This is a genomic window from Myxococcus sp. XM-1-1-1 (assembly GCF_020037095.1).
GTDB classification, from domain to species: domain Bacteria; phylum Myxococcota; class Myxococcia; order Myxococcales; family Myxococcaceae; genus Myxococcus; species Myxococcus fulvus.
In genome coordinates, this window is record NZ_JAIQDH010000019.1 from 41,000 (window position 1) to 61,936 (window position 20,937).

The following is a 20,937-nucleotide window of genomic DNA, read 5'->3' on the forward strand; positions in this document are numbered from 1 at the left end:
ACGTCCTCCGGGATGTGGTGCTTCGTCGACGGGGCCTGTTCCCCATGCGCGAGCACCACACCTGGACGACGCGGGCCTGGGGTGTTTGTTATTTCGCGCGCGCCGTCAGAGCCGATAGCCGCCGGTGACCTCGATGCGCTGGCCGGTGACCCAGCCCGTCTCCGGCGCGAGCAGCATGGCGATGACACCCGCGACGTCCTCGGGCTGTCCCAGGCGCCCCATGGGCGTCTGTTCGATGACGGTCTTCTGGAGGGCGGGGTCCTTCATGACGCCGCCGCCGAAGTCGGTGACGATGCCTCCGGGCGCGACGACATTCACCGCGATGCGCCGCGCGCCCAGCTCGACGGCGAGCGTCCGGGTGAGCACCTCCAAGGCGCCCTTGGCCGCCGAGTAGACCGAGAGCCCCGGGAGGGTGTAGCGGGCCAGCCCCGTCGACACGTTGACGATGCGCCCGCCGTCGGCGAGCAGGGGCAAGAGCTTCTGCGTCAGGAAGAAGGGGCCCTTGAAGTGCACGGCAAGGAGCTCGTCGAACAGGGCCTCGCTCGTCTCGACGAAGGGCGCGTAGCCGCCGACGCCCGCGTTGTGGACCAGGGACTCGAAGCGCTCGCGGCCCCACGTCTGCTTCAGGGCCTCGCGCACCTGGGACACGAAGGCGTCGAACGTGTCCGTCGCGCCGACATCGAGCCGCAGGGCCACGGCCTTGCGCCCAAGGGCCCGGATGGCCTGGACGACCTCTTGCGCCTCCTGGTGTCCCGAGCGGTAGGTGACGATGACGTCGCTGCCTCGCTCGGCGAGCGCCAGCGCGGCGCTCCGGCCCAGGCCCCGGCTGGCGCCGGTGATGAGGGCGATGGGGACCTGCCTGGTGGCTTCGGACATGGGCGTATTCCTCTCTCGTGCCGCGTGATTGCTGGCCTGAGTTGTAAATACGCCCCGTCCCGGGAACTATAGACCTTTTCCCCCTCTACGGACGTCTTCGTTCCCTAGGAACCCGGAGGTAACCATGCCCATCGTGAAGGAGCTCCCGCTGGTGCCCGCGGAGCGCGCGCTGAAGGTGATTGGCGGGCGCTGGAAGATCTTCGTCCTCTACTTCCTCTTCGAGGGACCCAAGCGGCTGTCGGAGCTGCGACGGGTGATTCCGGGCGTGAGCCAGAAGGTGCTGGTGCAGCAGCTGCGCGAGATGGAGCTGCACGGCGTCGTCGCGCGCGAGGTGTTCGCGGAGGTGCCGCCGCGCGTCGTGTACACGGCCACCGCGCTGGGGCTCAGCCTGCGGCCCATCGTGGGCGCGCTGTGCGATTGGGGCAAGCACCACGCCGCCGAGCTGCGCGCCCTCGACGAGCCGGCGCCGACGGGCGCGTCATCGAGGCGACGGGCACCCGCGACGCGAGCGGGTACCGCCGCCCGCCCGGCCGTCAGTAGTAGTCGCGCAGGGTGAGCCGGCGCTGATTGCCGCCCTTCACCGTGAGGACCACCGTCTGGCCGCTGGCGCGATACCGCCAGCTGGACCGCGCCTGGTTCGACGCGTCGGGGCCGAGCGGCTTGCCGTCGATGGCGACAATCTCCTCGCCCACCTTCCAGCCCGCGGCCTCCGCGGGGCTCCCGGGCGCGACCAGCTTCACCTCGAGCCGGCCCTCCGAGGAGGGGAGCACGAGCAGGCCGGACCGGTCCTTGCGGAAGGGCTGACGCAGCGCCCGCGCGTCGGGCACGAGCATCAGCGTGTCCGTCTGGTAGTCGGTGAGCATCCGGAAGCGCGCGAGGACGCCCAGGCCCAGGTTGCCGAGCAGCCGGTCCGAGGTGGAGATGCTGTTGCCGGCGTCGTCGAACACCGTGGGCACGTTTTCCAGCGTGACGCCCGCCAGCTCGATGCGCTTCAGCGTCGCCACGTCGCGCTCCCTCAGGCCCCCCACGGCGCCGGACAACGTCTTGGAGCTGGGCCGTCCCTCCAGCAGCCGCGCCTCCTCCCAGTACGCGGGGAAGAGCGAGAGCGCGCCGCCGTTGCCCACGTCGAACAGCACGGGGATGGCGGGCCGGCCCTCGATGGAGAGCTGCACCGCGCGCTGCCCGCCCGCGGACTCCACCAGCGGCAGCCGCACCGCCTTCGCGGGCGGCTTGAAGTGGGCGCGGTCGTGGAAGGCGACGCGCCGGTTCGGGAAGTCCACGTCCACCACGAGCTGATGGAAGGCCTCCTTGCCCAGGATGACGGGCAGCGGGTGTCCCAGCATCCGCGCGACGGGGGCCAGGTCGATGACCGCCACCGTCAACCCCGTCAGCCTGAGGTTGCCCATCCCGATGTCCACGCCCGACGCGAACTGCGCCTGCGCCTGTCCGCCGCTGCCCACCGCCGCGACCTGGCCCTCCGTCTTCAGCTCCAGCGTGCGGGCGTAGGCCGCGTCCACCACCGTCATCTCCGCGCCGCTGTCGAGCAGCACCTGCGTCGGCTTGCCGTTCACCCTGGCCGGGATGAAGACGCGGTTGTCGTCGAAGAACTCGAACGGGAGGAAGCCCGTGGTGTGGCGGCCGTTCGTGAAGCGCGCCTTGCGCACGTCCTGGGGACGCTCGAACACCGCGGGCGCGATGGGCACGTTGAGCTCCAGCGTCTCCACCACCGTGCGCGAGTCGGAGTCCGGGTTGTCGGTGAGCTCCTCCTCCAGGAAGGGCATGCGCACGCCCTCCACCTGCCGCCAGTCCCCCAGGCGCACGAAGCGCGTGACGTTGTTCTCGCGGATGCGCAGGCCGTGGAGCGCTCCAGTGGCGTCGTCGAGGAACAGGTCATAGAGGTCCTCGTCGCCGAAGGTGACTCGCACCACCTTCCAGGCGCGGCCATCCCGCGTCTCATCGGCGCGGGGCTCGAGCTTCGCGCCGTCGCCCCCTCGCAGCGCGGTCCCCAGCTCCAACGCCAGCTGGTGCCGCGCGTCGCGGGCGTCGGTGGGCGAGGCATCCTCCACCTGACCGCTGGCGTTGAGCTTCCAGCCGCCCTCGGGCGTGAAGGCCATCGAGTGGCGCACCACCCCGAAGTCCTCGTCGTGGCGGACGCGTCCGTCGCGATGGCTCCAGGACTCCATCGTCCCCTGGAGCCCGGAGGTCGAGGTCTTCCCCCGGACATGGAGGCTCTCCAGGCGCGTGAAGGCGTCCCCACCGCGCCACGCGAGGTGACGCGCGATGAGCGTCCGCGTCGCGTCCGCGGGGGCGGTGAGAGGGAGGAGCACGAGGGCCAACAGGAGCGGGAGCAGGGGTCTCATGGGGTGTTTCCGCGCTTGGGGGTGGAGGGCTGGCCCACGAGCTGCCGCAGTCCGGGCGGGCTCGAGCCGACGAGGGAGAAGGCGCGTGACAGCCGGGCGCGCGTGGCCTGGGGCGCGCTCAGGCGCACCTCCGCGGACAGCCCGCTGTGTTGCAGACAGGAGAGGTAGCCGCTGTCGCTCCAGATGGCCTGCTTGACGCCGGCGCCGTCGGGGGTGAGCAGCGCGACCAGGAACTCGCGTGCGTCGACCACGAGCGTGAGCTGCGCGCCCGGCCAGCGCTCGCGCACGAACTCCGCGTTGGAGGACAGCACGCAGTCGAAGGCCACCTTGGGCGTCTCGTCATAGACGAGCCCCGCGATGGCCACGTCGCGCGCGCTCGCCTCCGTGAGGGCGGGGACGAGCGCGGTGAAGGGAGGAGGGAAGAGGTCGAAGAGCACCTGCTCGGTGGCCGAGGCAATCATCGCCCGCGCGCGCTCCATCACCTGCGCGGTGCTCTTCAGGTGGTAGATGCGGTCGTCCTGCGCGGGGGCGTGCAGCTTGCGCAGCGCGCTCGCCGCCTCGCTCCTGCGCGTCTCGAAGCCCCGCTGCAGCGCGGCGAGCACCTCGTCCGGAGGCACGGGACGAAACGAGCGCGGCTCGCCTTCCTCCACCAGCACCGCCCCCTTGTGCTCCAGCGACGCGAGCGCCTGGTAGATGCTCGGCGGCGCCTTCCCCAGCGCCTGCGCCAGGCGGTAGCCCGTGGCCGGCGCCCCCTTCAGCAGCTCGCAGTACACCCGCGCCTCGACCTCGGTGAACCCGAGCGCCACCAGCCCTTCATCCGCGTTCATGGGGCTGTTATTACTCGAAGATAATAATAGTCAAGCCGATGAAGCGGCCCGGGGTGCTCGCCTGCCTTCCCGGGGGAGGACTTTCGCGTTCCGGGGCGCCTGCTTAGGGAGGTCCGAGGGCCCCGCGCGAAGCCGTGCCCCGGACTCCCCGCTGTGCTAATCCGTCCTGGCGGTACAGCGACGTCCCTCACCTCCCTCGGGAAGACACTTCATGGCCGGCAGCAGTCTGATTGCGCTCATCGACGACATCGCGACCATCCTGGATGACGTCTCCATCCTGACGAAGGTGGCGGCGAAGAAGACGGCAGGCGTGCTCGGAGACGACCTGGCGCTCAACGCCCAGCAGGTGACGGGCGTGAACGCGGACCGCGAGCTGCCGGTGGTGTGGGCGGTGGCGAAGGGCTCGCTGGTCAACAAGGCCATCCTGGTGCCGGCGGCGCTGGCCATCAGCGCGCTGGCGCCGTGGCTGGTGACGCCGCTGCTCATGGTGGGCGGCGCCTACCTGTGCTTCGAGGGCTTCGAGAAGATCGCCCACAAGTTCCTGCACGGCGCGGAGGACGAGGCGCACAAGGCGGAGCTGCGCGAGGCGCTGGCGAACCCGGCCGTGGACCTGGTGGCGCTGGAGAAGGACAAGATCAAGGGCGCGGTGCGCACCGACTTCATCCTCTCCGCCGAAATCATCGCGATCACCCTGGGCACCGTGGCCGCGGCGACCTTCGCCACCCGCGTCTCGGTGCTGGTGGGCATCGCGCTCATCATGACGGTGGGCGTGTACGGGCTGGTGGCCGGCATCGTGAAGCTGGACGACGCGGGGCTCTACCTCAGCCGTCAAGCCAGCGGCTTCCAGCGCGGCCTGGGCGCGGGCATCCTCCGCGCGGCGCCGATGCTGATGAAGTTCCTCTCCGTGGCGGGCACGGCGGCCATGTTCCTGGTGGGCGGCGGCATCCTCGTGCACGGCGTCTCCACCCTGCACCACATGGAAGAGTCGTTCACGGCCTGGGCCTCGTCGGCGCCCGGCGTGGGCAGCATCCTGGGCGGCCTGGCCCCCATGCTGCTCAACGGCGCGGTGGGTCTGGCCGCGGGCGGCGTGCTGGTGCTCCTGCTCACGCTGGGCCAGAAGCTGGTGAAGAAGAAGTAGCGGCGCGCGAAGCCCTCGACGGCGCGCGTCAGGCTCCGCGTCGTCCGAGGGCACGCCGCCCCGGTGGTTGCGTCACCCGTGCGAAGTCGGGTGAGCTGCGCGCAGGTCGCAAGCTCCACCCCGAGGTCGGGAGGATGTCCCGATGACGCGCGCGCTGCTCCAGCGAATCTCCCTGTGGTCCCTGGCCCTCCTGTGTCTCACGGGGGCGGCGCCGCCCGGTGCCACCACCGCCGACACGACCGAGGCCCTGCGCGCGGAGCGTCGGGTTCGGCTGGTGAAGCTGTGGGGCGACGTCCGCTTCCGACACCCCTGGGCCTTCTCGATGCCCGCCGAGTGGGACGCGGCCTTCCTCGCCGCGCTCCCCAAGGTGGAGGCCGCGAGGGACGCGCGCGAATACGCCGCCGCCGTGCAGGGGATGCTCGCGGTGCTCGGTGATCCAGCGACGCTGGTGGAGCCCGAGACGCCCGTCGTCCGGAAGGAGCCCGCGCCGGCCCTGCGTCCGCTCAAGAGCTGGGAGAAGGACGTCCTGGTGCTGGACCTGCGCAACCTCCTGGGGCCGGAGGCGTTCGCGACCTTCCGTGAGCTGAGCACCACGCTCGACGCGGAGGCCGCCCGCGCGCGCGCGGTGGTGCTGGACCTCCGCATGCGCGGGCTCGAGCGCTATGGCGCCTCGTGGGTGGGGTCGCGGCTGCTGCCGCACTTCATCGAAGGCGAGCTGAGCGTGCCGGGGCTTCGCGAAGTGGCCCACGCGGGGCTGCGCGCGCAGGATGGCACGGACGGCACCTACCACACCGAGCTCGTCGCCTCCGCCAGTGAGCTGCTTGTGGGCACCCCGGGACGCAAGCCCGCGCGGCTCGTGTTCCTGGTCGATGAGGACTCCGCGCTCGATGTCGCCATCCTGGCCCTGCGCGCCCAGGGAAAGGCGCTCCTGGTGGCCGAGGGGCCGCTGAGCATCGCGTCCCTGAATCACCAGCTCCCCGTGCCGTTGGGCGAGGGCTTCCAGGCGCTGGTGAGCCTGGATGAGCCGGTGTTGCCGCTCGAGGCGGACGTGAAGCGGCCCGCGCGCGCGACGACGACGGGGCCCGACGAGGGGCTGCGGCAGGCGCTCGCGCTGGCGAACCGGCCTCCCAAGGCGGCGGCGGTGGCACTGTCTTCCAGGCCCGTCCCCGCCTGGCGCCCCGAGCCGGCGTATCCGGACGCGCTCCAGCCCTCGCGGGAGCTGCGGCTGCTCGCGGGGGCCAAGTTCTGGAGCGTGGTTCAATTCTTCTTTCCCTACCACTCGCTGCTGAGCCGTCCCTGGGAGGCGCGGCTGCCCGGGCTGCTCCAGAAGCTGGAGGCCGCGAAGGATGCGCAGGCGTATGCGCTGACGTTGGTCGAGGCGGCCACGTGGCTCGAGGACGGGCACGCCCAGATGCGAGGCCACCCCGAGCTGGAGCGCTTCTATGGCGCCTCGTTGCCCATCTGGCTCACCGACCTCGACGGCAAGGCCGTGGTGCTGGAGGTGTTCGTCCCGGAGGCCGTGCCGGGCCTGGCCGTGGGGGATGTCATCGAGACCTTCAATGGCGAGCCCTTCGAGGCGAGGGTCCGTCGCGTCACGCCCTACGTGGCGGCGTCGACGCCGCAGATGCTGCGGGACTTCCGCCTGCGCCGCGCGGCGTCGGCGCCGGACGGCACCGTGTCCACGCTGGGCGTGCGCGGTCCCCAGGGCCTGCGGGAGGTGAAGGGCACGCATCGGCGCGGGATTCCACCCCAGGCGCAGGTGGGGAGCCCCTGGCGGATGTTGGAGGGCAACATCGGCTTCGTGGACCTGGGGCTGCTGGAGGAGCAGCAGGTCCCCGCGATGTTCGAGGCGCTGAAGGACACGCGCGGCATCGTGTTCGACCTGCGGGACTATCCGCGCGGCACGATGTGGGCGCTCGGGCCGTACCTCGACGTGAAGGGCTCGCGTCCGTATGCCGTGTATGAGCGCCCGCTGGTGCGGGGCCTGCGTTCGAGCCAGCTGAAGTCCAGTGACGCCGTGCCGGCGCGCCCGGGCCCGAAGTACCGGGGCCGCACGGTGACGCTCATCGACGCGCGCGCCATCAGCCAGGCCGAGCACACCGGGCTCCTGCTGGCGGCCACCACGGACACCGTCTTCGTGGGCAGCCCCACCACGGGGACGGACGGAGACGTCACCCGGGCGCTGCTGCCCGGAGGGGTGGTCTTCTACTTCACCGGGCAGGCGGTGCTGCACGGCGACGGGCGGCAGCTCCAGAAGAAGGGACTGGAGCCGCACGTGAAGGTGCGGCCCACGCTCGCGGGGCTGCAGGCGGGCCGCGACGAGCTGCTCGAGCGCGCGCTCCAGGTGCTGCGCGAGGAGCCCGCGCCGAAGGCCGCCACCCGGAGGGAGTGAGGGCGGCGGCGCGTGGCTACTGCTGCAAGTAGCCGGAGGCCTGGATGAAGGCCTTCACCGCGGCGACGTCGCCGTAGTCGAGCTGAATCATCTCCCGGAGGGCCGCGCGCTTGTCGGCGGCCCGCGCGTGGTAGCCCCGGGCAATCTCGTAGCCCACGTAGTAGCCGAGGTCCGACACGCCGAAGGTGTTGGTGGGCGCGTTGTAGAGCCAGTCCGTCAGGGACGCGCCGTCCATCTGCGCGACGAAGTGTTCGCGGATGGCGTCCGCGTGCGCGGGGCCGTAGCGGTACATCTCCAGCGGGGGGCGCTTGCCGGTGACCTGCTCGGCGACGAACTCGGCCACGCCCTCGTAGACGACGCGCGAGGCGAGCACGTCCGCCATGTCTCGCTGCTGCGTGTGCACGTACTCGTGGACGTTGTTCTGGCCGTTGTTGTCGATGGGGCGCGTGGCGAAGAAGGCGCCCAGGCGGGTCTTCATCGGCTCGGGGAACTCGGACACGTCCACCGACTCGTCCGTGAGCGCAATCTCCGCGCCGATGAGCACCTTGTCGCCGAGCGTCGTGCCGCCGGTGCGCATGGCGCCGATGGCGTAGGTGATGGTGGCGGGCCGCAGCTCGGGATACAGCTTCCGCAAGGTGGCCAGGTCCTGCTCCAACGACGCGGCCGCGCTCCGGGCCCGCGCCGTCAGCGGGCGGACGGAGGCCCAGTACCTGGGATAGCGGGTGATGACGTCCGCGTAGGACTGGGCCGTGTAGTCACGCGCCTGCATCAGGGCGTGCAGCCCGGGGCTCCCCGGGTCGATGTAGAGGCGCTGGAGGAGGGCGGCGCGCTCGGCGACATCCGGGGTCGCCACCGCGGCGTCGTGGGCCACCCAGAAGCGCTCGATGTCCTCCGTCACCACGGCGGTGGACGCGGCGACGGTCGGGGATGCGAGGGACGTCTCGGGGGGCTTCAACGTGGGGGCGCACCCCATGAGGAGGGCCGCCAGTACCGCTGTTCTCCACTGCATTCGGTGCTCCAGGAATCCCCCCAAGGTGATGTCCCTATACCCGGGCCGCCCTGTCTCCGCATTCGCGCACCGCGCTGTCGATGCGAATCGTGACGGCTGTGTCGGGAGTTCCGTGGTCTTCTGCCCCGAGAACCTGGAGGCGACACGTTGGCGAGCAAGCGACTGAGGGGCCTGAGTCTGTGTGCGTGGGGGGTCTGCCTCGCCTGTGGTGACTCGACGTCGGAGGACGCCTGTGATGGCCCGCCGCCGGGCGGTGCCTCGGCTATCGAGTGCAGGGCCGGGTGCGGCTACCAGTGTGGACAGCAGTGCGCGGATGTCTGCGCTGCGGGAGGTTGTTGGTCCTGCTCGGCGGGGACGTGGAGGAACCAGCCCATCGACTGCGTCCCCACGTGCCCCTGATGGGCACGGCCGCCACGGACGCTTCACGGAGAGGGAAGCTGAAGCCCAGCGCGAGGAGCACGCCCATCGCGAGCCCCAGCAAGAGGCCCAGGCTCAACCGGGCGAAGCCTCCGCCCGCGCTCAGGGCGCCGCCCAGCGTTCCGCCGACGGTGGATGCAACCCACAACAGGCTCAGCATGTCCCACAGGCTCACCATGAATGACCTCGGCGCTGCGAATCATGGCCCCTGACCCGGGTCTGATTCAGCGCGCGGTGTGAGTGAAGCGGGATGCGCTGTGCAGGGAAGGGGGCGGCGTGCCCTCCGCCTCACAGTCCCTGTGCCATGCGGTGCACGCCTCGCACCTGTCCTCCTCGGGGCGCGCATGGGCATATGGCTTGCTCAGCGGGCCGTCCATGGCTGGCCGGGGCTCTTCGAACAGGGACGGAATGATGCTTCATGTGCATGCGCGCGGCTTCGTGGCCACGCTGCTGGTGGGATTGCTCGGGGTGTGCGCGGGTTGTGGCTCCAGCGGTGGAGGCGAGGGTCCTCCGCCGAAGCCGGAGCCCGAGGTGACGGTGCCGGGCGCGCCGACGGAGGTCCAGGCGCAGGCCGGTGTCCGCTCCGCGCAGGTGAGCTGGAAGGCGCCCGCCTCGAACGGTGGCGGCGCCATCGTGAAGTACACGGTGACGGGCACCGGCGGCGTCACCACCACGACGACCGGCGCCACGACCGCGCTGGTGGCCGGGCTCGCCGACAACACGAGCTACACCTTCCACGTCCGCGCCACCAACGCCGCCGGTGACGGGCCGGAGTCGGGCTCCTCGACCCCCGTGACGACGCTGGCCCTGCCGGGCGCCCCACGCATCCTCGAGGTCTTCCCCGGGAACTCGACGCTCCAGGTGAGCTGGGCGCCGCCCGACTCGGATGGAGGCGCGAGGGTGCAGTCGTATGTCGTCGAGCTCCTCGATGCCGCCACCCCGCGCTCCGAGGCGACGCTGAGCACCAGCGTGCTGCTCACCGGGCTGACGCCGGAGACGGAGTACCAGGTCGTCGTCCGCGCGGTGACCGCGGTGGGGAAGGGGCCGCCCTCGGCGCCTCGGCTGTCGAAGACCCGGTGCGACAACGTCGGCTGGACGAAGCTCCCCCAGGTCGCCGTGGAGGCGGAGCTCCGGGGACTGGTCGCGGGGGACTTCGACAAGGACGGGAAGCCGGACCTCGCCGGGACCCGGATGACCGAGAGGACGGTGGCGAGCTACCTCGGACAGGGCGAGGGGCGCGTGCGCAAGCAGGGAGAGTTCGGCGTCGGCGCGGACCCGCAGCAGGTCCTCACCGGCGACTTCAACAACGACTCGCTGCTGGACGTGGCGGTGCTCAACACGCGCAGCCAGACGGTGAGCGTGCTGCCCGGGCTCGGCAACGGCGACTTCGGCGAGGGACGCAGCACGCTCACCGGCGCGGGGCCGTGGGCGATGACGACCGCGGACTTCGACGGTGATGGGAACCTGGATGTCTTCACCGTCAATACGAGCCTCTCGACGGGCAGCTCGACGCTGAGCTGGATGAGGGGGAATGGGTTCGGTGCGCTCACCCGGCAGGACTTCAACCTCCCCTTCGCCGCGCTCACCGTCACCACGGCGGACTTCGACGGGGACGGACACCTGGATGTGGCGCTCCCCGCGTCGCTCGTCTCCGACGTCTACGTCTACTTCGGCTCGGGAGACGGCAACTCGTTCCGCTCGGGCGCTCGCTACTCCGCCCAGAACCAGCCCAGGCACGTGGCGGCCGCTGACTTCAATCACGATGGCCGGGCGGACCTGTTGGTGACGAGCAAGGGAGATTCCTTCAACGAGCCCGAGGTGAGCGTGGGGCTGGGCCGAGGCAACGGCACGTTCGATGCCGCGAAGCGCTTCCCCGTGCTGGGTGAAGTGGGCGCGCTGCTCGTGGCGGACTTCGACCAGGACGGCCACCTGGATGTCGCGGTGACGCACGACGAATCGAAGACGGTCAGCTTCCTGCGCGGCCTGGGAGATGGCTCGTTCGCGGCGAGGAGGGACGTGGTGCTGGACGCCATGCCGCGCGGGCTCGCGGCCGGGAACTTCAGCGGCGGTGACCGGCTGGAGGTGATGGTGAGCCAGGTGGGCTCGACGTCCCTCACGCTGCTGTCGACGACCTGCCTGCCGTGACACGACGCCCCGCGCCGGTACCGCGTGTGCCGGAGCGGGGGGCGCGGCTTCAGCCCATGTGGCTGCCTTCCCCTTTCCTCCTCGACCCCGTCGAGCTGCGTGGCGCCGTCCCGGAGACCGAGGCGCCCAAGCTCCGCGCGTTGCTCGACTGCCGCGCATCGCCCTGGGCTCTCGGCCCCGGCGAGGCCACCGCGAAGTGGCGGTGGCACCCGCGTAGGGGGCTCGCCATGACGGCCCTGTCACGAAAGGACGGGTCCTGCTCCGCGCCTCCAGAGGGAGCGGCCCCTGCGCCCGATCTTGCAATGAAGCCCCGGCTCATTGGCCAAGGGGGTTCCCATGCGATGGATTCGCGCGTTGACACTGGGTGGTTTGACGTGGGTGGTCGGCTGTACCGAGAGCAAGGTCGCGGATGACCTGGACATCGTCCTGAAGGGGCGCCTGGTCGACGAGGCGGGCGCGGCGTTGCCCGAGGCGATGTTGAAGGTCTACCGCAGCGACAACTCGTCGTGTGCGTTCGCGGGCTTCACGGCGAGCTGGAAGTCGGTGAAGGCCCGCGCGGATGGCACGTTCGAGCTGGACCTGTTGGGAGCGGACACGCGCAACGGGAGCATCGCGCGCTGCTTCGTCCTCCGCTCGCCGGCGCAGCGTGAGGGTCGGAGCGTCTCCGCCGCGTTCCTCGTGCAGGAGTCGGAGGTGCAGCTGCCCGTGCTGCAGGAGTGGACCGGCACGATGACGGCCACCGAGGAGGCGGGAGGGGTGAGCGTGGGCTTCCGCTCCCTGCGCGCGACGCACGGGCTGGAGAGCGATGGGCATGTGTTGTCCGTGCGCCCCTCGCTGCGTGAGGCCTGGCGGGTGACGGATGCCGTGTCGCCCGTGCGCCTGAGCGACTACGTCCTCGAGGACGCGGCGGGGCTCGAGGCGTTCGTCAGCGTCGAGCGTGACGCGAAGGCGGGCTCGGAGTCGGTGAGCCTCACCTATGTCAGCGATGAGCGGGCCCTGCCTCGCCGGGCGCTCGTCCCCGTGAGCCGTGGCGCGACGTGCACGTACCTGAACGCGGAGACGCCGTGCCGCCTCACGAACGGAGAGCTGGATGGGCTCGTGCTCTTCCAGACGGGCGTCCAGGAGGTCGTGGTGCAGCTGGCCAGGCCCGTGGTGCCACGCAAGGCGGTGCTGCGCAACTTCGAGGTGTCCGGCGCCGTGAACGAGCTGGTGCTGGAGGGCAGCGCCGACGGCACGCAGTGGGTGCCCCTGGCCAACCTGCTCGAGGGCACGGGCGCGCGGCCCTTCGTGGAGGTGGACCTGACCGGCACGACGGCCGTGTCACAGGTCCGGGTGAAGGCGGTCCCGCGCGAGACGACGGGGCAGCTGCGCTCGCTGGGGCAGCTCTCCCTCTTCGAGTAGCGACGGCTTCACGAGAGAGGGCGCACCGGTCGCGGCAGAGGCCCGGTGCGCCCGCGGGCTGGGTGTCAATACAGGCCGCGCTGCCTGAAGAACCACCGCCGTGCCATCAGGTCGCTCGTGCCGACGGCGCGGCGGGGAGGCTCGAGAGGATGCTCAGCGCCTCGGGGCCGCCGAAGACGGACGCCGGCACGCCGAGGACGCCCTGCTCCAGCAGCGCATCGAACGAGCACTGTGACGTGGCGAAGTATCCGATGCAGCGCGAGGCCCGCAGCTCGGGTCTGCGGGTGGTGAGCGCGTCCAGTGCGCGCGCATGCTCGACGAGACGTGCTCGGACCTCGGTGGGACGCGCTGCGTGCTCGGTGAGCGCGGCGTAGCCGATGCGCAGCTTGCGCTCGTCCTTCGGCAGCGGCGCGAAGGCGGCGCGCATGTCCTCGCGCCACCGCGATGGCGTGATGCACAGCCCCGCGTGGTCCGGGATGAGCCAGCCCTTCGACAGCGAGACGAGGACGAACGCGAGCTCCTCTTGCATGAGCCGCAGGACCCACGGCGCCGGAGGTGTCGCGTACGCGGAGTCGATGAGCAGCACCCGCTCCCCCGGCTCGGCGCGGACCCACGCCTCCACCTGCTCGGCCTCCTCGCGTCCGAGCTCGCGTCCCCAGGGCTTGAGCGGCTCGCACAGCAGGAGCGCGTCGCAGTCTTGGAGCGCGGGCAGGCCCTCGCGCGAGGCGTAGCGAACGACCTGGACACCTGCTTCGTCGGCGAGCTGCAGGTACACCGGGTACACGTCCTCGGGGACGCCGAGGCGCGCCCGCCGGGACGCGAGCCAGCCGAACAGCGCGCGCAGGGAGCGCCGCACCCCGTGGCTGACCTGCGTTCGCGCCTTGAGCCCCGCGTCGAGCCCCAGGTGCGCGAGATAGCGCTCGGCGAGGTGACACCGGTAGGGCGACTCCGCGTGGGTCGAAGGCGCGATGGGCGCGAAGCCAGGCCCGAGGCTCCGGTAGACGTTGAGCTCCGCCAGGTCGATGAGCCCGGGCCGCTTCGCGCGCCACGAGTCCCGCAGCGCGAGGAAGTCCTCGTGTCTCATCCGCGCAGCTCCGAGGCGGGGTCCTCGAGCGAGGCGAGGCAGGTCCCATCGCTCATGAGGTTCCACGAGCGGACCTTCCGGTGCGTGCGCTCCCAGCCGACGGACGGCTCCGTGTACGCCGCCACGCGCAGCACCCGCCCCGCGACTTCTCCCTCGAACACGGGGCTTCCCCAAGGGAGCGCGTCGACCTGCGTGAAGCCTCCGACCTCCATGGCGTGGAGCACGAGCGCGAGCGGCACCTGATGCGCCGCGCAGTACTGGTTCGCGGCGCTCGGCGCCCACGCGTTCTCGGAGAGGCTGGAGACGTAGAGCTCCTTGAAGCAGACCTCGTGGAACCCGTCGCGCGCGCTGCGCTCCAGGTAGGCGAGGACCTTGGGGACGTCATCCACGCCGCCCCGCTGGAGGACGCAGATGGCGCGGCTGCGCAGCCCGAAGGCCCGCGCGAGCGCACCCGAGTCCACCGACAGGCCCATGATGCGCGCGTCGTCCTCGCGCGTGACGCCGTGGCGACTGACGGCCAGCGTGGTGAGGCCCTCGTCGCGCAAGGCGTGCAGCTGCCCCGCATCCAGGCGCGCGCCGTTGGTGATGAGGAGTGTCTTCGGGAACCGCTCGGCGAGGCCGCGCACCAGCGAGCGCAGCGGGCCCGGGGCCATCAAGGTGGGCTCGCCCCCACCGGTGATGACGGCGCGCTCCGCCCCTCGGGCGCGGGCGAGGTCCGCCCAGTGCAGCTGATGTTCGAGCGAGGCGCTGCGCTGCCGCGCCAGGTCGGAGACGCTGGCCTTCGAGAAGCAGAACGCGCACTTCGCCTGACAGGCCTTCGCCACGGGCAGCACGGAGAAGGAGCGGGGGCGGCAGTCCTCCCACGGCGCGAGCCCCGTGTCGTCCAACTGGAAGGCCTGCGCGGTGACCTCCTCGTGGAGGGTGGGGCGCAGCGTCCCGTCGTCCTCGACCCACGCGACGCCGCTCAAGGGGACCTCGGGCGAGGGCCACCGCCAGCCGATTCCCGTGCCCGTGGTGTCGTTGGGGCGCATCGCCCGCTCTCCCGACGTGGGCAGCCGGGCGCGCAGCGCGACGACGCGGTCCTTCGCGCGGCCGAGCTTCGCGACGAGCCGCCGCGCCTTCGCGAGCCCCGGCGCCCAGGGCTCGTCCTCCCTCAACATGTAGAACGCGTCGGGGAAGGTCGACTCGGCGATGGACGCTTTCGAGTACCGCATGCGGTAGCGATCGAATCCGCGCAGCCAGTTCGAGAGCGGAATGAAGGCGATGAAGGCGGTGTCCATGACGTCGGCACTCTCTCAAGCTCCAGGCTTCGTGTCAAATAGACACAAAGCTCGGGCGGGGAGGGGAGTGCTGGGTGGGTTGCCTTGAGTGTTCGGGTGGGGACCTCTACGGTGGGCCGATGAGAACGGTGGGTGACTGGAAGACGCGGCTGCGGGCCGCGCTCAAGGATGCGCTGAGGGACAGGAACGCGGCGGCGGTGGCGGTGCTGCGGGAGACGCTGGCCGCGCTCGACAACGCCGAGGCGGCGGACCTGAGCGTCGCCCCCAAGGCCGTCACGGGGGTCGTCGCGGGGGGCGTGGAGGGGCTGGGCAGCGGAGACGTGCCGCGTCGGCTCCTGTCACCGGAGGCGGTGGATGCCCTCCTCCAGAAGGAGCTCCAGGAGCGGCGGGAGGCGGAGGCCCTCTACGTCAAGCTGGGCAAGCACGAGGAGGCGCGGACGTTGCGCGCCCAGGTGGAGCTGCTCCTCGCGCTTCGGGCGGAGCCCTCGGGCGACTGACCTTCGTCAGCGCGCGCCATCCAGGAGCGCCGCGAGCGCTTCCGGTTGGGATGCGAACGGCGAGTGAGGGGACTCCAGGGCGAGTTCTCCGATGTTCATCCGACTCTCCTAGGGGCCACGCCAGCCCCTGACACCCGTGGCAAGGTCAAGCGCTCCTGTTAACGGGCAGCGGGGCTGCGCGCTGGGGCCGGGGAGATTGCACCGGTCGCGTCCCCGTGTTTCGTTGGGTCCCGACGCCCAGGAGGTCTCCCACGTGCTGCAGCTCCGCCCCGGCTGTGAGTGTTGTGACCGTGACCTGCCGCCCGACGCGACGGACGCGTTCATCTGCATCTTCGAATGCACGTTCTGCGCGAACTGCGTGTCGGAGCGCTTGAAGGGTATCTGCCCCAACTGCGGCGGTGACCTCACGCCGAGGCCGCGCCGGCCCGCCAGCAGGCTCGCCCGGTTCCCCGCGTCCACGGAGCGAGTGTTCAAGCCGCAAGGCTGCGCTCCGCGCTGAGGCGCGGCAATCGCGGGTGACGCTGGCCGAGGATGGGCCGGACGCCGTGGTGGCGCGCCTGGGCCTTCCCGCCCGGGTTCGCGTGGCGGCGACCCACGTCAGCGCGACTTCGGCTTCCAGCGCTCGACCATCAGGTCGATGAGGCGCCGCACCTTGGCGGGCAGGTGGGTCTTGCTCGGGTAGAGCGCGGTGATGCGCACGGTGCCCGTCTCGACGGAGGGCAGCAGCGCCCGCAGACGCCCTCGCGAGAGGTCCGCGTCGACGAGGAAGCCGGGGAGGAACGCGACGCCCATCCCGGCGACCGCCGCGTCACGCAGCGCCTCGCCGCTGTCGAGCCGGAGGCGGCTTCGTCCCTCCACGTGGACCCAGGAGCCGCCCTGCTCACGCAGGCGCCAGCGCTGCCTGCGCGCGCGGCTGCTGAAGAACAGGCAGTCGTGAGCGGACAGCTCCTCCAGCGTCCGGGGCTCTCCACGCGCGGCCAGGTAGGTGGGTGAGGCGCAGAGGATGGCGGGGTACTCGGCCACGAGCCGGGAGACCAGGCGCGTATCCGTATGGGTCGCCTGGATGCGCACGGCCAGGTCGTAGCCCTCCTCGATGACGTCCGCGACGCGGTCGCTGAAGCTCACCTCCGCCTGCACCTCGGGCCACATCCGCAGGTAGTCCCGCAGCACCGGGAGCACCAGCAGCCTGCCGAACGCGTCCGGCACGGTGAGGCGCAGGACGCCTCGCGGAGTCCCCGTGTGCTGTCCGACGCTGGCCTCCGCTTCCTCCAGCGCGGCGAGGACCTGCTGGCAGTGCTCATGGAAGACGCGGCCATCGTCGGTGAGGCTCACATGGCGCGTGGTGCGGTGGAGCAGGCGCACGCCGAGCCGCGACTCCAGCCGGGCCAGCGCCTTGCCCGCGGCCGAGCGCGTCAGTCCGATGGCCCGCCCTCCCGCGACGAAGCTGCCCGCGTCCACGACGGACATGAAGGCGAGGATTTCGTCGAGGTTGGCGCGCTTCATGGGCCCCACGATTGTAGCGGCCTCATCGCTGGAGTGGGGAACGCTGTTCGTCAATCCCAGCGCTATAGGGTCATGACATCGCCAACCCCAGGAGAACCGCCATGCCCGTCACGCTGCTCAACCCCGATGGAATGATGAAGCCCGAGCTCTACCATCAGGTGTCCATCTCCACGGGCTCCCGGCAGGTCCACATCGCCGGTCAGGTCGCCTACGACGCGGAGGGGAAGCTCGTCGCGCGAGGAGACCTGGCGGGGCAGGTGGCGCAGTCGCTGCGCAACGTCGGCCTCGCGCTCGCGGCGGCCGGAGCCTCGTTCAGCGACGTGGTCCGCTTGAGGTTCTACGTGGTCGGCTGGAAGCCCGAGCAACTGCCCCAGTTCGGCGCGGGCGTTCAGCAGGTCGCGCAGGAGCTGAAGTTCGTCCCCGCGCCGGCCTCGTTGATTGGCGTCAGCGTGCTCTTCGAGCCGGACATCCTCGTGGAGGTCGAAGCCACCGCCGTCCTGCCCTGAGCCACCGCCGCGGCAAGGCTCCGTGTCCCTCGCGTTGGGAGCACGGAGCCTTCGTGGGAGGCCGCGACTACGAGCGCCGCGCCGCGCGCCCCCGGGGAGCTTCCGGCTTTCCGCCTCCGACCTTCGCGCCCGAGACCCCGCTGACATACGCCGCCAGGTGCTGGCCGGTCAGCGTGGCCTTCGCGGAGACGAGGTCCGCCGGCGGCCCCTGGAACACGATGGTCCCGCCGTCGTGCCCCGCGCCCGGGCCCAGGTCGATGATCCAATCCGCGTGCGCCATGACGGCCTGGTGGTGCTCGATGACGATGACCGACTTGCCCGAGTCGACCAGCCGGTCCAGCAGCCCCAGGAGGTTCTCCACGTCGGCCAGGTGCAGGCCCGTGGTCGGCTCGTCGAGCACGTAGACGCCGCCCTCCTCACCCATGTGCGTCGCGAGCTTCAGCCGCTGCCGCTCGCCGCCCGACAGCGTGGTGAGGGGCTGGCCGAGCCGCAGGTAGCCCAGCCCCACGTCGTTCATCCGCTTCAGGATTTCATGCGCGGCCGGCGTGCGCGCCTCCTTGGAGCCGAAGAAGGTCGCCGCGTCCTTGACGGGCAGGTCGAGCACCTCGGCGATGTTGAGCGCGCCCAGCCGGTACTCCAGCACCGCCGCCTGGAAGCGCTTGCCCTCGCACTCCTCGCACAGCGTGCTGACCCCCGCCATCATCGCCAGGTCCGTGTAGATGACCCCGGCGCCGTTGCACGTGGGGCAGGCGCCCTCCGAGTTCGCGCTGAACAGCGTGGGCTTCACGCCGTTGGCCTTGGCGAAGGCCTTGCGGATCGGCTCCAGCAGCCCCGTGTACGTCGCCGGGTTGCTGCGCCGCGAGCCACGAATCGCGCTCTGGTCCACCGTCACCACGCCCTCACGCCCCGACACCGAGCCGTGGATCAGCGAGCTCTTCCCGGAGCCCGCCACGCCCGTCACCACCACCAGCACACCCAGCGGGATGTCCACGTCCACGCCCCGCAGGTTGTGCGCCTTCGCCCCGCGCACCTTCAGCGCCCCCGACGGCTTTCGCACCGAGGGCTTCAACGACGCGCGGTAGCCCAGGTGCCGTCCGGTGAGCGTGTCGCTGGCGCGCAGCCCCTCGACGGCGCCCTCGAACACCACCGCGCCACCGGCGGTGCCCGCGCCCGGGCCGATGTCCACGACGTGGTCCGCGATCTCGATGACCTCCGGCTTGTGCTCGACCACCAGCACGGTGTTGCCCTTGTCGCGCAGGCGCAGCAGCAAGTCATTCATCCGCTGGATGTCGTGCGGATGCAGCCCGACGGTCGGCTCGTCGAACACGTACGTCACGTCGGTGAGCGACGAGCCCAGGTGGCGAATCATCTGGATGCGCTGGGACTCGCCGCCCGACAGCGTCCCCGACGGACGGTCCAGGCTGAGATAGCCCAGGCCAATCTCCACGAACGAGTCGAGCGTCTGGCGCAGCGTGGTTAGCAGCGGCGCGACGGAGGGCTCGTTCAGCCCGCGCACCCACTCGGCCAGGTCACTCACCTGCATCGAGCAGGCCTCGGCGATGTTGATGCCCTTCACCTTGGAGGACCGGGCGGCCGCGTTGAGCCGGGTGCCTCCGCACTCGGGGCAGGGCGTGAAGGTCACCGCGCGCTCCACGAAGGCGCGGATGTGCGGCTGCATCGCCTCCTTGTCCTTGGACAGGAACGACTTCTGGATGCGGGGCACCAGGCCCTCGTAGGTGAGGTTCATGCTCTCGAACTTCACCTTGGTGGGCTCCTTGTAGAGGAAGTCCTCCAGCTCCTTCTTCGTGTACTTGCGGATGGGCTTGTCCGGGTCCAGGAAGCCCGAGTTCGCGTAGATGCGCACCTGCCACCCGTCCGCGTTGTAGCCGGGGATGGTGAGCGCGCCTTCATTGAGCGACTTGCTGTCGTCGTAGAGCTGGCCCAGGTCGATGTCCGTCACCGAGCCCATGCCCTCGCACCGGGGACACATGCCGCCGGAGATGGTGACCACGCGCTCCTCGACCTGGCCCTCGCCCTTGTCGACCGTTATCTGCCCCGACGCGCGCGCCGACGGGATGTTGAAGGAGAACGCGTTGGAGGAGCCGATGTGCGGCTTGCCCAGGCGGCTGAACAGCACCCGCAGCCTCGCGTTGGCGTCCGTCGCGGTGCCGACGGTGGAGCGGGAGTTGGCGCCCATGCGCTCCTGGTCGACGATGATGGCCGTCGTCAGGCCCTCCAGCACGTCCACCTCGGGCCGGCCCAGGGACGGCATGAAGCCCTGGACGAACGCGCTGTAGGTCTCGTTGATCATCCGCTGGGACTCGGCCGCGATGGTGCCGAAGACCAGCGACGACTTGCCCGAGCCGGAGACGCCGGTGAACACCGTCAGCCGGCGCTTGGGGAGCTCGACGCTCACGTCCTTGAGGTTGTTCTCCCTGGCGCCCCGGACGCGGATGAGGTCGTGGCGGTCCGCGGGATGCGCGGGAGTGGAGTGCTTGGGCTCGGTCATGACAGGGGTACCAACGGCGAACGGGTGGGGTGTGGGGACGACGGGGGCGGGCTTGCTCAGCCCGCGTTGCCGCGCAGGGGGAAGGCCTGGCTGATGCGGATGAGGTTGCCGGCGGGGTCTCTCACGGCGCAGTCGCGCACGCCCCAGGGCTGGTTCGTGGGCTCCTGCACCACGTCCGCGCCCGAGGCGCGCAGCTTCTCGAAGGTCTCCGCGAGGTTGGCGCTGCTGAACAGGGCGCCGCCCAGCGTGCCCTTGGCGAGCAGGCGCGCGATGGCGTCACCGTCCTCCTTCGTGCGGCCGGCGTGCGGCTGGCTCAGGACGATCTGGATGTCCGGCTGCGCGGGAGGCGAGAGGGTGAGCCACCGGAACGCCTCGTGGGAGACGTCGCCGATGAGCTTCAGGCCCAGCAGGTCGCGGTAGAACGGCAGCGCCTTGTCCGGGTCGTCGACAATCAGGTGAACGGTGGTGAGCTTGAGGGTCATGACTCCACTGTGGGTCAACGGGTGGGAGGGTGCTTCTCGAATCCTGCTCGGCGGGGGCGCGTCCGCTCCTTCTGGATGCAGGCGGGCAGCACCTGGTCCTCGGTGTGCTGCTTCGCGCGGTAGTCGGACGGCGGCATGCCCACCAGTCGGGTGAAGCTCGCGCTGAACGAGCCCAGGGAAGAGCAGCCCACCGCCATGCACACGTCGGTGACGCTCTGGTCCCCGCGCCGCAGGAGCGCCATGGCGCGCTCGATGCGGCGGGTCATCAGGTAGCCGTAGGGGCTCTCGCCGTATTCCTTCCGGAAGCGGCGCGAGAAGTGGGCGGGGGACATGGCGGCCGCCCGGGCCACCGACTCCACCGTGAGGGGACTGTCGAACTCCCGGTCCATCAGGTCTCGGGCGCGCCGCAGCCGCGCGAGCTCCGCGAGCTCGCACGCCAGGTCATCTGGGGTGGCCATGGCGCCGGAGGCTACGTCGCGAGCCGGGCATCTCGAAGCCAAAACCCCCCGAT

The 20,937-nt window shown here is 71.0% G+C and carries 18 protein-coding genes; 8 read left to right on the forward strand and 10 right to left on the reverse strand.

The window, feature by feature from the left end; translation table 11 throughout:
* Positions 1-105 precede the first annotated feature (105 nt).
* On the reverse strand, positions 106-876 hold the full coding sequence (locus K8640_RS30240; RefSeq protein ID WP_223750246.1) for an SDR family NAD(P)-dependent oxidoreductase: 771 nt from the start codon (positions 874-876) through the stop codon (positions 106-108).
* A 124-nt stretch (positions 877-1,000) separates the two neighbouring features.
* Here K8640_RS30240 and K8640_RS30245 point away from each other — a divergent pair, with 124 nt between their 5' ends.
* The gene (locus K8640_RS30245) at positions 1,001-1,432 is read left to right on the forward strand and encodes a helix-turn-helix domain-containing protein (protein WP_223750247.1); all 432 of its coding nucleotides are present in this window, start codon (positions 1,001-1,003) and stop codon (positions 1,430-1,432) included.
* On the opposite strand, the gene K8640_RS30250 is transcribed toward K8640_RS30245, so the two are convergent.
* Together K8640_RS30250 and K8640_RS30255 are read right to left on the reverse strand one after the other, a co-directional pair.
* Entirely contained in the window at positions 1,410-3,236 is a 1,827-nt protein-coding gene (locus K8640_RS30250; protein WP_223750248.1) for an aspartyl protease family protein, read from the reverse strand. The two genes, K8640_RS30245 and K8640_RS30250, sit on opposite strands and share 23 nt — an antisense overlap.
* Positions 3,233-4,063, reverse strand: a complete 831-nt coding sequence (locus K8640_RS30255; RefSeq protein WP_223750249.1) for a TrmB family transcriptional regulator — start codon at positions 4,061-4,063, stop codon at positions 3,233-3,235. Before K8640_RS30255 ends, K8640_RS30250 begins: the two co-directional genes overlap by 4 nt.
* A gap of 211 nt (positions 4,064-4,274) precedes the next feature.
* On the opposite strand from K8640_RS30255, the gene K8640_RS30260 reads away from it, so the two are divergent.
* Both K8640_RS30260 and K8640_RS30265 read left to right on the forward strand, forming a co-directional pair.
* Complete coding sequence (locus K8640_RS30260) at positions 4,275-5,201, forward strand: DUF808 domain-containing protein (protein WP_223750250.1); 927 nt, start codon at positions 4,275-4,277, stop codon at positions 5,199-5,201.
* A gap of 142 nt (positions 5,202-5,343) precedes the next feature.
* On the forward strand, positions 5,344-7,593 hold the full coding sequence (locus tag K8640_RS30265) for a S41 family peptidase (protein ID WP_223750251.1): 2,250 nt from the start codon (positions 5,344-5,346) through the stop codon (positions 7,591-7,593).
* A 16-nt stretch (positions 7,594-7,609) separates the two neighbouring features.
* Here the strand turns inward: K8640_RS30265 and K8640_RS30270 are convergent, their stop codons facing one another.
* The gene (locus K8640_RS30270) at positions 7,610-8,602 is read right to left on the reverse strand and encodes a hypothetical protein (protein WP_223750252.1); all 993 of its coding nucleotides are present in this window, start codon (positions 8,600-8,602) and stop codon (positions 7,610-7,612) included.
* A gap of 825 nt (positions 8,603-9,427) precedes the next feature.
* On the opposite strand from K8640_RS30270, the gene K8640_RS30275 reads away from it, so the two are divergent.
* Together K8640_RS30275 and K8640_RS30280 are read left to right on the forward strand one after the other, a co-directional pair.
* Positions 9,428-11,164, forward strand: coding sequence for an FG-GAP-like repeat-containing protein (locus K8640_RS30275; protein ID WP_223750253.1), 1,737 nt, complete (start codon positions 9,428-9,430; stop codon positions 11,162-11,164).
* A 336-nt stretch (positions 11,165-11,500) separates the two neighbouring features.
* Complete coding sequence (locus K8640_RS30280) at positions 11,501-12,565, forward strand: hypothetical protein (RefSeq protein ID WP_223750254.1); 1,065 nt, start codon at positions 11,501-11,503, stop codon at positions 12,563-12,565.
* A 106-nt stretch (positions 12,566-12,671) separates the two neighbouring features.
* On the opposite strand, the gene K8640_RS30285 is transcribed toward K8640_RS30280, so the two are convergent.
* Together K8640_RS30285 and K8640_RS30290 are read right to left on the reverse strand one after the other, a co-directional pair.
* Positions 12,672-13,649: a hypothetical protein gene (locus K8640_RS30285; protein ID WP_223750255.1), complete on the reverse strand. Its 978-nt coding sequence runs from the start codon at positions 13,647-13,649 to the stop codon at positions 12,672-12,674.
* Positions 13,646-14,929 carry a radical SAM protein gene (locus K8640_RS30290; RefSeq protein ID WP_223750256.1) on the reverse strand — a complete coding sequence of 428 codons (1,284 nt, stop codon included), beginning with the start codon at positions 14,927-14,929 and terminating at the stop codon, positions 13,646-13,648. Before K8640_RS30290 ends, K8640_RS30285 begins: the two co-directional genes overlap by 4 nt.
* A gap of 119 nt (positions 14,930-15,048) precedes the next feature.
* Between K8640_RS30290 and K8640_RS30295 the strand changes: the two genes are divergently transcribed.
* A complete protein-coding gene (locus K8640_RS30295; protein ID WP_223750257.1) occupies positions 15,049-15,426 on the forward strand; it encodes a hypothetical protein in 378 nt (125 codons plus the stop codon).
* A gap of 253 nt (positions 15,427-15,679) precedes the next feature.
* Positions 15,680-15,925 carry a DUF1272 domain-containing protein gene (locus K8640_RS30300; RefSeq protein WP_223750258.1) on the forward strand — a complete coding sequence of 82 codons (246 nt, stop codon included), beginning with the start codon at positions 15,680-15,682 and terminating at the stop codon, positions 15,923-15,925.
* A gap of 98 nt (positions 15,926-16,023) precedes the next feature.
* Here K8640_RS30300 and K8640_RS30305 read toward each other — a convergent pair whose 3' ends face one another.
* Positions 16,024-16,929 carry a LysR family transcriptional regulator gene (locus tag K8640_RS30305; protein ID WP_141324988.1) on the reverse strand — a complete coding sequence of 302 codons (906 nt, stop codon included), beginning with the start codon at positions 16,927-16,929 and terminating at the stop codon, positions 16,024-16,026.
* A gap of 101 nt (positions 16,930-17,030) precedes the next feature.
* Here K8640_RS30305 and K8640_RS30310 point away from each other — a divergent pair, with 101 nt between their 5' ends.
* Positions 17,031-17,435 (forward strand): RidA family protein, encoded by a 405-nt coding sequence (locus K8640_RS30310; RefSeq protein ID WP_141324986.1) that lies wholly within the window; start codon positions 17,031-17,033, stop codon positions 17,433-17,435.
* Between the two features lie 67 nt (positions 17,436-17,502).
* Here K8640_RS30310 and K8640_RS30315 read toward each other — a convergent pair whose 3' ends face one another.
* Genes K8640_RS30315 through K8640_RS30325 form a run of 3 tightly spaced genes read right to left on the reverse strand, consistent with a single transcriptional unit; the run spans position 17,503 to position 20,884 of the window.
* Entirely contained in the window at positions 17,503-19,944 is a 2,442-nt protein-coding gene (locus tag K8640_RS30315) for an excinuclease ABC subunit UvrA (RefSeq protein ID WP_223750259.1), read from the reverse strand.
* Between the two features lie 56 nt (positions 19,945-20,000).
* Positions 20,001-20,426 carry a VOC family protein gene (locus K8640_RS30320; protein ID WP_223750260.1) on the reverse strand — a complete coding sequence of 142 codons (426 nt, stop codon included), beginning with the start codon at positions 20,424-20,426 and terminating at the stop codon, positions 20,001-20,003.
* A 14-nt stretch (positions 20,427-20,440) separates the two neighbouring features.
* Positions 20,441-20,884: a helix-turn-helix transcriptional regulator gene (locus K8640_RS30325; RefSeq protein WP_223750261.1), complete on the reverse strand. Its 444-nt coding sequence runs from the start codon at positions 20,882-20,884 to the stop codon at positions 20,441-20,443.
* Positions 20,885-20,937: the final 53 nt, after the last annotated feature.